General features: G+C 61.2%; 11 protein-coding genes and 1 pseudogene. 8 read left to right on the forward strand and 4 right to left on the reverse strand.

All coding sequences use genetic code 11. From position 1 onward, the window contains the following. Positions 1–30: 30 nt before the first annotated feature. Together DQ397_RS19585 and DQ397_RS19590 are read right to left on the reverse strand one after the other, a co-directional pair. Positions 31–1,605, reverse strand: coding sequence for a sensor domain-containing diguanylate cyclase (locus tag DQ397_RS19585; protein WP_043215078.1), 1,575 nt, complete (start codon positions 1,603–1,605; stop codon positions 31–33). Positions 1,606–1,670: 65 nt separating this feature from the next. Beyond that, positions 1,671–2,150 carry a hypothetical protein gene (locus tag DQ397_RS19590; protein WP_043215096.1) on the reverse strand — a complete coding sequence of 160 codons (480 nt, stop codon included), beginning with the start codon at positions 2,148–2,150 and terminating at the stop codon, positions 1,671–1,673. 242 nt (positions 2,151–2,392) lie between these two features. Here DQ397_RS19590 and DQ397_RS19595 point away from each other — a divergent pair, with 242 nt between their 5' ends. Genes DQ397_RS19595 through dgt form a run of 3 tightly spaced genes read left to right on the forward strand, consistent with a single transcriptional unit; the run spans position 2,393 to position 5,211 of the window. Continuing rightward, on the forward strand, positions 2,393–2,584 hold the full coding sequence (locus tag DQ397_RS19595) for a hypothetical protein (RefSeq protein ID WP_043215077.1): 192 nt from the start codon (positions 2,393–2,395) through the stop codon (positions 2,582–2,584). After that, positions 2,578–3,948 (forward strand): radical SAM protein, encoded by a 1,371-nt coding sequence (locus tag DQ397_RS19600; protein WP_043215075.1) that lies wholly within the window; start codon positions 2,578–2,580, stop codon positions 3,946–3,948. The genes DQ397_RS19595 and DQ397_RS19600 overlap by 7 nt, the downstream gene beginning before the upstream one ends. A 42-nt stretch (positions 3,949–3,990) precedes the next feature. Then, positions 3,991–5,211 (forward strand): dGTP triphosphohydrolase, encoded by a 1,221-nt coding sequence (dgt, locus tag DQ397_RS19605; RefSeq protein ID WP_043215073.1) that lies wholly within the window; start codon positions 3,991–3,993, stop codon positions 5,209–5,211. A 14-nt stretch (positions 5,212–5,225) separates the two neighbouring features. Here the strand turns inward: dgt and DQ397_RS19610 are convergent, their stop codons facing one another. Further along, entirely contained in the window at positions 5,226–5,576 is a 351-nt protein-coding gene (locus DQ397_RS19610) for a response regulator (protein ID WP_043215070.1), read from the reverse strand. A 230-nt stretch (positions 5,577–5,806) separates the two neighbouring features. Here DQ397_RS19610 and DQ397_RS19615 point away from each other — a divergent pair, with 230 nt between their 5' ends. From DQ397_RS19615 to DQ397_RS19635, 5 genes are read left to right on the forward strand one after another with little or no spacing between them, the layout of a single operon-like run. After that, positions 5,807–9,262, forward strand: a complete 3,456-nt coding sequence (locus DQ397_RS19615) for a response regulator (protein ID WP_043215068.1) — start codon at positions 5,807–5,809, stop codon at positions 9,260–9,262. After that, the gene (locus DQ397_RS19620; protein WP_043215065.1) at positions 9,259–10,080 is read left to right on the forward strand and encodes a protein-glutamate O-methyltransferase CheR; all 822 of its coding nucleotides are present in this window, start codon (positions 9,259–9,261) and stop codon (positions 10,078–10,080) included. The genes DQ397_RS19615 and DQ397_RS19620 overlap by 4 nt, the downstream gene beginning before the upstream one ends. Continuing rightward, entirely contained in the window at positions 10,077–10,652 is a 576-nt protein-coding gene (locus tag DQ397_RS19625; protein WP_043215061.1) for a chemotaxis protein CheB, read from the forward strand. The genes DQ397_RS19620 and DQ397_RS19625 overlap by 4 nt, the downstream gene beginning before the upstream one ends. Beyond that, positions 10,646–11,872, forward strand: a complete 1,227-nt coding sequence (locus DQ397_RS19630) for a hybrid sensor histidine kinase/response regulator (protein WP_043215059.1) — start codon at positions 10,646–10,648, stop codon at positions 11,870–11,872. The genes DQ397_RS19625 and DQ397_RS19630 overlap by 7 nt, the downstream gene beginning before the upstream one ends. A gap of 44 nt (positions 11,873–11,916) precedes the next feature. Continuing rightward, positions 11,917–12,294, forward strand: coding sequence for a response regulator (locus tag DQ397_RS19635; RefSeq protein WP_043215057.1), 378 nt, complete (start codon positions 11,917–11,919; stop codon positions 12,292–12,294). 388 nt (positions 12,295–12,682) lie between these two features. On the opposite strand, the pseudogene DQ397_RS24635 reads toward DQ397_RS19635, so the two are convergent. Next, positions 12,683–12,874, reverse strand: a pseudogene (locus DQ397_RS24635) (hypothetical protein); the annotation flags it as partial.

The following is a 12,874-nucleotide window of genomic DNA, read 5'->3' on the forward strand; positions in this document are numbered from 1 at the left end:
TGGGTGCCGAAACCGCGACGGACGGTGCCCTCAGTCACTGGTCATCACGCGATTGCGCCCGGCCTGCTTGGCCGCGTAGAGCGCCCGGTCGGCGCGGTTGAGGGCTTCGGTGGGCGCCTCGTTGCTGTCTGCTTCCCAACGCGCCACGCCCAGCGAGAGCGTCACCGCACCCACCGGCTCGATGGGGGTATCCTGCACGCCCTTGCGCAAGCGCTCGGCCACGGCGAGGGCGGCTTGCAGGCTGGCGTCGGGCAGTAGCATCAAGAACTCTTCGCCGCCGGTGCGGCACAGCACATCGCCTTCCCGGCAACAGCGGCGCATCAGTTCGGTCAGTCGACGCAGCACCTGGTCGCCCACCTCATGCCCATGGCCATCGTTGACCTGCTTGAAGTGGTCGATGTCCAGTGCCACGACGCAAAAGTCACAGGCTTCAGCCTCCAGCAGCGACAGGCTGAAGTCCAGGTGGCGACGGTTGCCCAGGCCGGTGAGCGGATCGGTCTGGGCTGCCCGGTTGAGCCGGCCGATGCGCTCCTGCAACAGGTTCAAGCCAAACAGCAGCGCTCGCTTGAGCTCGGCGGCTTCGAAGTACCAGGCCTTGACCCGTTGCAAGCCCTCGGCCGTTCCGGGACGGTCCAGGGCGCGTGCACTGGCGGCCAGTTGTTGCAATGGTCGAGTGATGGCCACGGTCAGCCACCAGAGCACCAGGCAGCCCAGCAGGGCCAGCGGCGCGGAAATGCCGACCACATCGAGTATCAGGCGCTTGAGTGGGGCGACGGTTTGCGCCAACGGCTGCTGGGCAACGATGCCCCAGCCCGTGCTGGGCACGGTGGCGAAGCCCGCCAGCATATCCACGCCGGTGCTGTTGCGCACCTGCTGCGTGCCATTGCCCAGGGCCTCCAGTTCATCGATCAACGCATTGCCTTGGACCACTGTGCCCACGCGCTCGGCATCCGGGTGATAGAGCAGGCGTCGGTTGCGATCGACAACATAGAGGTAGGAGCCATCCTTGTAGAAATGCTCGCCTAGCAGGCTTTTGAGAATGTTGTGCTCGCGCAGGTACAGCGTGCCGCCTACATAACCAAGGTAGCCACCCTTGGCGTCGAAGATAGGTTGCGATAGCACCACTACCAGGTTGCTGGCGGTGGAAAGAAACGGCGTCGACACCAACGCGTGCCGTTCGCGCAGTGCCTGGGTGGCGCCAGGGGTCTGCAGGCGGGCACCGATCATCTTTCGCAGCGGCGCCGGTGAAATGGCCTGCAGGACGCCTTGGGCATCGACCACGAACGTCGAGTTGAAGGCGCTGCTCTGGCGCAGCAGCCGTTGGGTTTCGTTCTGCATCGCCAAAGCATCGTCGAGCTGGCGGCCCTGGACCGAAGCACTGAAGGCCAGTTGTTGCAGGGCGTTACCGAGGAACATCTCGGTGATCGAGGCCAGTTTCGCGGCGTACACCCGATTGGCTTCCAGCGCATGGTCGATCAGCAGCTGGCGCTGCACGCGGTAGCTGGCGAAGTAGCTGGTCAGCAGCATCACGGTGGCGGTGAGTGCCGCAAGTACGAGAATCAGCGTGCGCAGATCCAGGCGCAGGCCTTTCTTGGTGTGTGGCAATCCTGACCTCTTGGGCGGGGAAGAGAAACAACCTTACCTGTTACAGGGCTCAGTCGCAGCCGTTTTCACTCCTTGGAGGTTTCCAGGTCGCTCAGTTCGTCCTCGACCTGCTGCATGCGTTGCTCGGCCAGGGCCTGCACCTGCTCGTCGCTGGCGCTTTCGCGCATAAAGGCGGTCAGCTTCTCGCTAAGGCGCTTGCCTTCGTCGCTGTTCTCCAGCGCCTTGGCTTTCTGCGGATCGTGTGTGGCGGCGACGATGAGGTCGAATTCGGCATCGCTGAAGTGCTGTTCACTGTAGAGCTTGAACAGGTCCTGACGCTGGTCCTCGGCGGTGAGGTGCTTGCGCAGCACGGCCTGGATCTGTTGCTCGGACAACTGCGGATGCTTGGGTGCGAGCAGTGTGGCGATCTTCTCGATGTTGTGCTCATAGGCTTCCTGCAGCGGCAGGTTGGCCAGGATCTTTTCTTCGCGGGTGGGTTTCTGGTCGCAGGCGGCGAGAGTGGCGAGCAGCAGCAAGGGGAGCAGCAGGCGAGGGAAGCGAGCCATGAGGTAAGCCTTGGTCAGGTTGGACGGCAAGTGTACTTCAGAACACCGACAGGCTTTCGATCCATCGACAAGAAGGTCTGTGTCGGTCGTTCAGTCGTGCGTTGTAAGAAGGCGCTTGGCTTTCCAGGCGTTGTCTAAACACTGCGTTTTTGACAGGTCGGAGTGGCCTGGCTGAAGGTGTCCAGACCGAGGCAAAGGATGCCAACGGCTAACGAAAGGCCCTCATCACCTGGGATGCGACCATGAAGAAATGCGTAGTGTATGGCGATCTGATGTCTGATCGCGCCGCAGAGCAATACCCCACGATCACCCTTTGTGACGGCTGCATCGAAGACGACCGCAAAGCCGGTGAAGCCGGCCAGATACTCTTCGTGCAGGGCGAGTCCGAGGACGGCGAGTGTGACTGGTGTGCCCGAGAACTCGGCGAATGCTGATCGGCGCGGGACGTGTACCGGTGCTGTTCGTGTCCGCCGGCCTGCTGCGCCCCAAGAAGCGGGATCACGCCCTGGCCCGTCGGCAGCTGTACCTGAACTACGGCGCGTTAGGTCTGGCGACCCTGTGTCAGCGAAACGGCCTCGAGACCCTGTTGGTGCATGGCGAACACGAGGCTCCCGTTGCGCTCGCCGAGCGTCTTCACCGGCAGGGGTTGCTCCGGGTCGATGCGCCGCTGACGCTGTCGATGACCAGCTTCCATGCTCTGGAGTGGGCGCGCGTGTTCTGTTCGGCGGTCAAGGGCATGGAGCCACGGGTGCGTATCGTACTCGGTGGGCGATGGGTGACAGGGCCTGACCGGCAATGGCTGCACGGCAAGCTGCCGCTGGTCGATCGGATCGTTCAAGGCTTGGGTGAAGACCTGTTGCCTTCGTTGCTGGGGTTTCAGGGTGCATGGGATGGGCGGGCCGGCGGGCTCAACCATCTGCTGGTCGAGGGGCATCATCGTTATCAGCCCAGCATCGAGACCTCGCGCGGATGTGGCAAGGGCTGCACTTTTTGCCAAGAGCGAGACGTCCCGCTGCAAAAGCTCAAAGCCCCTGAACGGATCGCCGACGAGCTGCGCCAGCTTGCAGGCGACTATGGCGACCACGGCATCCATCCGTACTTCCAGTCGTCCTTCTTCCTGCCCAACCCGCGATGGGCCCAGGCGCTGGCCGAACAGGTCCAGCGCTGTGATGCCAGGATTCTCTGGCGCTGCGAGAGCCGGGTCGATGGCATCAAACCCGAGATAGTCCCAAGCCTGGCTGCGGCGGGCATGAAAGTCATCGACCTTGGCCTTGAGTCGGCGGCGCCCGAGCAGATCCTGGCGATGAACAAGGCCCGGGACCCTGCGCGCTACCTAGGGGCGGCGTCAAAATTACTGCAGGCCTGTGCCCGTCACGGCATTTGGGTCAAGGTAAACGTGATGCTTTACGCCGGTGAAACGGCGCACACCCTTGAGCAGACCCGACAGTGGCTCGATGCCCATGCCCACTGCATCAAGGGCGTGTCGGTCGGGCCAGTGGTGGTCTATGGCCCGCCCAGCCATTGTTCTGAGTTTCTGACGGCACTAAGGGCACGGGGCGCGACACCTGTCGACCCAGCAAGCGCCGAGGACTGTGGCATCACGCAGCTGAACCTGAGCCCTGAACTGGACGCTGAGCAGGTGGAGCGCGCGAGCCTGGCGCTGTCCAGGCGCTACATGGCAAAGCAGGATTACTTTGATCTGAAGCGCTTTTCCTATTACCCACGCGATTACAGTGAGCAGGCGTTCGAGGCGGATGTCGCGACATCGGATGCGGCCTGCTTGCCGTTTCGGCCATAGCGACCACGACGAGACTTACGTACAACCGAGGAAAGGGATGACATGTACGACAGCGATGTAAAGGCCTACGCCAAGGAACAAGAAATCGAAGCTGCGAAATTGGAGTACCGAGTCTTCGTCCATGACGATGGACGATCCAATGGACGTCAGGAACTCATGCGCGACTATGCCAGGGTCCTGTACTCCTCTTCCTTCCGGCGCTTGCAAGGCAAGATGCAACTGCTGGGTATCGACGCCGGGCGCTTCAACCGCAATCGCCTCACCCACAGCCTGGAGGTCGCACAGATCGCGCGTTCGATAGCCATTGACCTGGCGCTCAATGACACTGTCGTCGCCGAGACTGCAGCGCTGGCCCATGACATCGGCAACCCGCCATTCGGGCACCATGGAGAAAAAGTGCTCAACGAACTGTGTGGCGACTGTGGCGGATATGAAGGCAATGCCCAGGCCTTTCGTATTCTGCGTACCCTGGAGCGCAAGCATCATTTGTACGACGGGCTCAACCTCAATGTCCGTACGCTGATGGCGGTGACCAAGTACTTTCATCGCCGGGAGGACAATCCGGCGAAGTTCCTCTACGACGAGGACTACCAGTTCCTCTGTGCCGAACTGGCGAAGCAGGGTTTCGAAGGCAGCAAAAGCATCGACGCCCAGATCATGGACCTTGCCGATGAAATCGCCTATGCCGCCCATGATCTGGAGGACGCCTTGAGTTTTGGTCTGATCAGCCTGGGAGAGATCCTGCACGAGTTCAAGATCAGCGACACCTTCGCCGAGGCGTATCCAATGATGGAGCAACTGGCGCAGGCGGTGCAGAACGATGCGATGTGCTCGCATCGACTGGGGTCGTCGGAAGAGTACGCCATGGTGTTGAAGAAGGAGCTGACCTCCAAGATCGTCAACACGCTGTGTTCGGACATCGGCCTGGTGGATGGCAAACTCGGTTACACGCGTTATGCCAAGTTGGCGGAGGGCCTCAAGAAACTCTTGTTCAAGGCCATCCTGCGCAAGAAAGACGTACAGCTCTACGAAAAACGAGGCGAGCAGGTGATCAAGGGGCTGTTCGAGGTGTACAGCGATGAGCGTTATAACGAGAAAAACAGGTTGCTGCCGCCGGAGCTTCGCTCACTCAAGGCGGACAGGCACAGGCTGATCATCGACTACATCGCAGGCATGATGGACCTGTACGCCATCCAGGAATACGAGCGCTATTTTGGCAGAGGCAGTCTGGATCGCTACTATTTCGGCGAGCGCCGACCCTAGGGCGGCGCCTGCGCTCAAGGCGTTCCCAGTATCCCCATCACCTTGTCGCGCAACTGATCGATACCAAAGGGCTTGCCAATCAGGTGCATGCCCTGCGGTACATCGAAGCTCTCGGCAAAACCACTGGCAAACAGCACGGGCAGCGCTGGACGCAGTGCTCGGGCCTTGGCTGCCAGTTCCTCGCCGCGCATGTCCGGCAGGCCTACATCGGTCATCAGTAGTGCCAATGGCTGGTTGGCGTCCTCGAGGATCTTCAAGGCCGCGGTGGCGTTCTCGGCTTCGATGGCGGTGTAGCCCAGTTCGTCGAGCACTTCGACCATCAACATCCGAACGATGTCGTCGTCTTCGACTACCAGAAGTTGCATGGGGGCGTCCTGTTCAGATGGGTTGTCCTTACTTGTGTGGGTGCGTACGTTGCAGAAGTTCCCCAGCATAACGGCCCCTGTCGATCGATGGAACGATTGGCGCCAGCAACCTTCAAATACTGGCTAACTGCCCTGTCAGAGCGGGCAAAGCTGGTTAGACTCGCTATAGCGTCCGCCTTGCGTAGTGGCCGCGATCCTTTCAATGGACTTTTTTACCCGGGCGTTTTCAGATGATTCAAGCAGCCTCGATGGATCAACAGAGCTTTCGCAAACTGTTGAGCCGCAACGTAGGGCTCCCCCTGGGGGTAGGCCTGCTGGGCGCCGTGGCTTTCGTCGCGGTGATCAACTACCTGCTCTCGGCCATGCAATGGGTCGAGCACACCGATCGGGTGATCGGCAATGCCAACGAAACCGTCAAACTGTCGATCGACATGGAAACGGGTATGCGCGGGTTCCTGATCACCGGGGACGAGCGCTTCCTCGACCCCTACGAAGTGGCCAAGCCTCGCATTTTCACGAGCCTGAAGGCCTTGCGAGCGATGGTGCAGGACAACCCGCAACAGACAGAGCGCATTGACCGCCTGGTGGCCCTGCAACAGGCCTGGAACGATTTCAGCAGCCAAATGATCGCCTCGCGGCGCAACCAGGGCGATTACCAGACTTCCATAGGCAATGGCCGCGGAAAGCGCTTGACCGATGAAATCCGCAAGGAGTTCGACGATTTCATTGTCACCGAGCAGCAACTGCGCATGGCGCGCAACGAGAAGGTCAACAGTGTCACGGTCTGGGCGATCACGGCCTTTGTGTTGTTCATCGTCACGCTCAGTGCCTTGCTGGCGTATCTTGGCCGTCGCGACCTGCTGCTGCTGTCGAACAGCTACGTGGACAACTTGCAGGCCCAGCGCCGCGCCACCGAGCGCCTGGAGCACCAGGCATGGCTGCGCAGCGGCCAGACCCAGCTCGCCGAAGAGGTCCTGGGCCAACTGACCCTGGCGATGCTCGGCGACAATATCCTGCGCTTTTTCGCCAGTTACCTGGGCAGCGTGGTGGGGGCCTTCCATGTACGCGATGAACAAGGGCAACTGGTGCGTGTGGCCAGCTACGGCCTGGACACCGAACAGGCCCAAGGGCCATTGACCGCTGGTCAGGGGGGCCTGTTGGACGAGGCGGTCCGTCAACGGGCGCCGTTGCGCCTGGACAACCTGCCTGAGGACTACCTGCGGCTGAGCTCGAGCCTGGGCAGCGGTCTGCCACGCAGTGCCTTGCTGCTGCCGACCCACGACGATGGTCAGGTCAATGGCGTGTTGGAGCTGGGGTTCCTGCGGCCTTTGCAGGAGCGCGATGTGGAGCTGCTGCAGCAAGTGGCGGGCAGCCTGGGCATCAGCATAGAAAGCGCACGCTACCGACATCGCCTGCAGCAGGTACTGGCCGAGACGCAACAGCTCAACGAAGAGCTGCAAGTGCAGCAGGAAGAGCTCAAGACCGCCAACGAGGAGCTTGAGGAGCAGTCCCGCGTACTCAAGGAGTCCCAGGCGCATCTGGAGATTCAACAGGCGGAGCTTGAGCAGACCAACGAGCAGTTGGCCGAGCGCACCGATGCCCTGGGCCGCAAGAATGGCGAGCTCAATCAGGCGCAGTTGGAGCTGCAGGCCCGAGCCGAGGATTTACAGCGCACCAATCGCTACAAGTCCGAGTTTCTCGCCAACATGTCCCACGAACTGCGCACGCCGCTCAACAGCTCTTTGATCCTGGCCAAATTGCTGGCCGAGAACGCGCAGGGCAATTTGAGCAGCGAACAGGTCAAGTTCGCCGAATCCATCTATTCAGCGGGCAACGACTTGCTCAATCTGATCAACGATATTCTCGACATTGCCAAGGTCGAGGCGGGCAAGCTCGAAGTGCGGCCACAGGCCACCCAGGTCGATAGCCTGGCCGATGGCTTGCGCAGCTTGTTCCAGCCGCTTGCCCAGGACAAAGGCTTGGCGTTCGACGTACGACTCGAGCCGGGGGTACCGGCAACGCTGCTCACCGACCGTCAGCGCCTGGAGCAGATCCTGAAGAACCTGCTGTCCAACGCCATCAAGTTCACCGAGCACGGAAAGGTCAGCCTGACCATCGACCAGCAGCAGGACCGTAGTGTCGTCTTCACAGTCCGTGACACCGGCATCGGCATCGCGACCGACCAGCACCAGGCGATCTTCGACGCCTTCCATCAGGTCGATGGCACCAGTAACCGCCGTTACGGCGGCACCGGTCTGGGGCTGTCGATCTCTCGTGACCTGGCGCGGTTGCTGGGCGGGCAGATCAAGGTCGAGAGCGTGCCAGGGCAGGGCAGCGCGTTCAGTCTTGTCCTGCCCGAGCAGCTCGAAGCCGATGAGGTAGAACCCTCTGCGCCGCGGGTGAGCGCGCCGGCGCCGACGCCACCGGCAACGCTGCCTGCCGCGCCGCCACCTGCCAAGGCACCGGCTTTTGCCGATGACCGCGAGCAGGCGCCATTCGCCAACCGCTGCATCCTGGTGGTGGAGGACGAGCCAAGTTTCGCCCGTATCCTCTATGACCTTGCCCATGAACTGGGGTACAGCTGCCTGGTGGCCCAAGGGGCCGACGAGGGTTACGCGTTGGCCGCCCAGTACACGCCGGATGCCATTTTGCTGGACATGCGCCTGCCCGATCATTCGGGGCTGACGGTGCTGCAACGGCTCAAGGAACAGGCCAGCACCCGCCACATCCCGGTGCATGTCATCTCGGTGGAGGATCGCATCGAGGCGGCCATGCACATGGGCGCGGTGGGTTATGCAGTCAAACCGGCCAGCCGTGAGGAACTCAAGGCGGTGTTCGGTCGCCTGGAAGCCAAACTCACCCAGAAGCTCAAGCACATCCTGCTGGTGGAGGACGATGATCTGCAGCGCGAGAGCATCGCCCGCCTGATCGGCGATGAGGATGTCGAGATCACTGCAGTGGCTCTGGCACAGGATGCCCTGGCGCTGCTTCGCGAAAACATCTACGACTGCATGATCATCGACCTCAAGCTGCCGGACATGCTTGGCAACGAGTTGCTCAAGCGCATGACGTCCGAGACGATCCGGTCCTTCCCGCCCGTGATCGTCTACACCGGGCGCAACCTCACCCGTGAGGAGGAGGCGGACCTGCTCAAGTACTCGCGCTCGATCATCATCAAAGGCGCACGCTCGCCTGAACGGCTGCTCGATGAGGTCACGCTGTTCCTGCACAAGGTCGAATCGCAGCTCTCCCATGAGCGCCAGCGCATGCTCAAGACCGCACGCAGTCGTGACAAAGTGTTCGAAGGGCGCAAGATCCTTTTGGTGGACGATGATGTGCGCAATATCTTCGCCTTGACCAGCGCCCTTGAGCATAAGGGCGCCATCGTCGAGATCGGTCGCAATGGGCATGAGGCCATCGAGCGTCTGGAGCAGCACCCGGACATCGACCTGGTGCTCATGGACGTGATGATGCCCGGGATGGACGGCTACGAGGCCACTCGGTTGATCCGCCAGCAAGCGCGCTGGCGCAAGTTGCCGATCATCGCCGTGACCGCCAAGGCCATGAAGGACGACCAGCAACGCTGCCTGCAGGCTGGCGCCAATGATTACCTGGCCAAACCGATCGAACTGGACCGATTGTTCTCACTGATCCGTGTATGGCTGCCGCAACTGGAGCGAATTTGAGTAACGAACGCAACACCGATATCGAGATCCGGCTGTTGATCGAGGCGATCTACCTCAAGTACAGCTACGATTTTCGCGATTATTCCGGCGCTTCGATCAAGCGCCGGATCCTGCACGCCGTGCGCCAGTTCGATTGCCGCACGGTATCGGCCTTGCAGGAGCGGGTCTTGCACGATCCGGCAGCATTCATGCAGTTGCTGCAGTTCCTGACGATTCCGGTCAGTGAGATGTTCCGCGATCCTGAGCACTTTCTGGCCGTGCGCAGGGAGGTGGTACCGCTGCTGCGCACCTGGCCGTCGCTCAAGGTCTGGATCGCCGGTTGCAGCACGGGTGAGGAGGTCTACTCGATGGCGATCCTGCTGCGCGAGGAGGGTTTGCTGGAGCGCACCATCCTCTATGCCACCGACATCAACCCCCATTCACTGGAAAAAGCCAAGCAGGGTATCTACCCCCTGAAGGCCATGCAGACCTACGCCGAGAACTACCGCAAGGCTGGAGGACGCCGGGACTTGTCCGAGTACTACACGGCCGCCTACGGCAACGCGATCATCGATAGCAGCCTGCGCGAGAACGTGACTTTCGCCGACCATAGCCTGGCCACCGACAGTGTGTTTTCCGAAACCCAATTGGTGTCGTGCCGCAATGTCCTGATCTATTTCAACAAGGCGCTGCAGGATCGCGCCTTGGGCCTGTTCCATGAGTCCTTGTGCCATCGTGGGTTCCTGGTACTCGGCAGCAAGGAGTCCTTGGATTTTTCCGCCTACAGCGAGCGCTTCGAAGCGCTCGTGCGGCCTGAACGGATCTATCGCAAGTCATGAGTGGCGTGGCGGCGGTGGTCATCGGTGCCTCGGCGGGCGGCGTTTCGGCGCTGTTGCAAGTATTAGGCGGGCTGCCCGAAGGTTTTGCCATTCCGGTGCTGTGCGTATTGCACCTGCCGGATGATCGCCACAGCCAGCTGGCCACGGTGTTGCAGCGACGCTTGCATCGACCGGTACATGAGGCCCGGGACAAAGAGCGCATCGTCGACGGGGTGATCTATGTGGCCGGACCCGGTTACCATTTGTCGATTGAACGCGACCTGACCCTGTCGTTGAGCCAGGAAGACCCGGTGCATTTCTCCCGCCCGGCAATCGATTTTCTGTTTCAGTCGGCGGCGGATGCCTATGGCGCCGGCCTGCTCGGCGTGCTGCTCACCGGTGCCAACGAAGACGGTGCCGAGGGTTTGCTTCAGATCAAGAACAGCGGGGGCCGGACTGTGATCCAGGACCCTCGCGACGCACAGGTCGCGCAGATGCCGGAGGCCGCGCTGGCCTTGCAGCAGCCCGACCATATTCTTTCCCTGAGTGGTATCGGGCATTTACTCGCTACCCTGGAACCGCGCGCATGCTGAGCGATATCACCGCCAAACTGTTGATCGTTGACGATCTGACGGAAAACCTGTTGGCCCTCGAAGCCCTGATCCAGGGTGAGGACCGCGAAGTGCACCGGGCCCAGTCCGCCGAGCAGGCGCTGTCGTTGTTGCTCGAGCATGAATTCGCGCTGGCCATTCTCGATGTGCAGATGCCCGGCATGAACGGGTTCGAGCTGGCCGAACTGATGCGTGGCACCGAAAAGACCAAGAACATCCCGATCGTCTTCGTCAGTGCGGCCGGTCGCGAGATGAACTACGCGTTCAAAGGCTATGAAAGCGGCGCGGTGGACTTCATGCACAAGCCCCTGGACACCCTGGCGGTCAAGAGCAAGGTCTCGGTCTTCGTCGACCTGTTCCGCCAGCGCAAGGCGCTGGGGCGTCAGCTGGAGGCCCTGGAGCGCAGCCGCCAGGAGCAGGCGCAACTGCTGGCCGAGCTCGAAGTGGCGCGTGGCGAGCTGGAGCGCGCGGTGCGCATGCGCGACGACTTCATGTCGATCGTCTCCCATGAGGTGCGCACGCCGCTCAATGGCCTGATTCTGGAAACCCAACTGCGCAAGATGCATCTGGCCAAGGGCAATATTGCGGCGTTCAGTGAAGATCGCTTGCGGGCGATGGTCGAGCGTGACGAACGGCAGATCAACAGCCTGATCCGCTTGATCGAAGACATGCTCGATGTGGCCCGCATCCGTACCGGCAAGCTGTCGATCCGACCCAAGGCGTTCGACCTGGCGCAACTGGTGCGAGGGCTCGTGGAGAATTTCGCGGCACAGGCCGCGGCCCTGGAAACCCATCTCGAACTGGAGCGTTGCGAGGCGGTACCGGGAGAGTGGGACGAGTTCAGGATTGAGCAAGTGGTGGCCAATCTGTTGTCCAATGCCTTGCGTTACGGCGAACGGCGACCGGTGCGAGTGCGAGTGTTCGAGCACGACGCCATGGCCTGCGTGCAGGTGCAGGATCAAGGGATCGGCATCAGCGCGGCCAATCAGCAGCGTATTTTCCAGCAGTTCGAACGCGTCGCGGCGCAGCAATCCAGCGCGGGCCTGGGGCTGGGGCTGTATATCTCCGAACAGATCGCGCAGGCCCATGGCGGACGCATTCATGTCGACAGCGAGGAAGGTAAAGGCGCGACGTTCAGCCTCTACCTGCCGCTGGCGGCACAACGTCGACAAAGCGATCAGACGCAGGCAACCTCTGTCTGAGGTGACGGTCTGATGGCCAAGTCATTGAATCCCAAGGCGAAGTCATGAGTGAAGATGCACAAGATGTCGTATTGGTCGTCGAGGATGAACCGGCGATTCGCATGATCCTGCGTGATTATCTGGCTGGGGAGGGGTATCACGTGCTGGTGGCCGAAGACGGTGAACAGGCCTTTGCCATCTTGGCGAGCAAGCCGCATCTGGATTTGATGGTGACGGATTTTCGTTTGCCGGGTGGGATTTCGGGGGTGGAGATCGCTGAGCCTGCGGTCAAGTTGAGGCCGGACTTGAAGGTGATTTTCATCAGTGGGTATCCGGCGGAGATCCGCGAGTGCCAGAGCCCGATTGCGCGGCGGGCGCCGATACTGGCCAAGCCGTTCGATCTGGATAGTTTGCGGGAGCAGATTCAGATTCTTTTGCAGTGAATCGTTGGTTTCTGTTGGTTTCTTGTTGGTGGGCTTATCCGACTGTTTTATCGACAGGTAGTCACCTTTCTGCCTTTACGGCGGGTCACTTTGGGTCTTGGCCAAAAAGTAACCAAAAGCCGCGCGCCCTGCATCCGGCCCGGCGCTTCGCACCGGGTCCCCTCGCTGCGGTGTCTTGCGGGGCTACGCCAGCCTCCATCTCGCGACTTGGGCTACCGCCGAAGGGCGCTACGCGCCTGCGCCTTCAGACACCTCCACTCGGCCTGCTGATGGGGCGCAAGTTACGGGCGGCGCCTGGGCTGGCGTTGTTTCATTCAGTGGTTTTTGTGGTGAGCTTTTGGGCCTATTCGCGGGTAAATCGGGGCGCCGAACCGCCGCACACACAGGCTCACAGCTCTTGAGAACGGCGCTGTGCCTGTAGGAGCGGCGGTTCGGCGCTCCTACCTGCAAATACGCCGGAACAAACAGCCAAACAATTAACTTGTTTGCCGTTGCCGTTGCCGTTGCCGTTGCCGTTGCCGTTGCCGTTGCCGTTGCTTTTGATGCGCGATAGTCCAGACACCACCCATCGCGACCTCAG

The organism is Pseudomonas sp. CK-NBRI-02, from assembly GCF_008124495.1.
Taxonomy (GTDB): domain Bacteria; phylum Pseudomonadota; class Gammaproteobacteria; order Pseudomonadales; family Pseudomonadaceae; genus Aquipseudomonas; species Aquipseudomonas guariconensis.

What these genes read in the sequence shown, in the direction of transcription:
- DQ397_RS19590 (WP_043215096.1), bottom strand. Translation starts at nt 2,150, where the DNA reads ATGGCTCGCTTCCCTCGCCTGCTGCTCCCCTTGCTGCTGCTCGCCACT.
- DQ397_RS19595 (WP_043215077.1), top strand. Translation starts at nt 2,393, where the DNA reads ATGAAGAAATGCGTAGTGTATGGCGATCTGATGTCTGATCGCGCCGCA.
- DQ397_RS19600 (WP_043215075.1), top strand. Translation starts at nt 2,578, where the DNA reads ATGCTGATCGGCGCGGGACGTGTACCGGTGCTGTTCGTGTCCGCCGGC.
- dgt (WP_043215073.1), top strand. Translation starts at nt 3,991, where the DNA reads ATGTACGACAGCGATGTAAAGGCCTACGCCAAGGAACAAGAAATCGAA.
- DQ397_RS19610 (WP_043215070.1), bottom strand. Translation starts at nt 5,576, where the DNA reads ATGCAACTTCTGGTAGTCGAAGACGACGACATCGTTCGGATGTTGATG.
- DQ397_RS19615 (WP_043215068.1), top strand. Translation starts at nt 5,807, where the DNA reads ATGATTCAAGCAGCCTCGATGGATCAACAGAGCTTTCGCAAACTGTTG.
- DQ397_RS19625 (WP_043215061.1), top strand. Translation starts at nt 10,077, where the DNA reads ATGAGTGGCGTGGCGGCGGTGGTCATCGGTGCCTCGGCGGGCGGCGTT.
- DQ397_RS19630 (WP_043215059.1), top strand. Translation starts at nt 10,646, where the DNA reads ATGCTGAGCGATATCACCGCCAAACTGTTGATCGTTGACGATCTGACG.
- DQ397_RS19635 (WP_043215057.1), top strand. Translation starts at nt 11,917, where the DNA reads ATGAGTGAAGATGCACAAGATGTCGTATTGGTCGTCGAGGATGAACCG.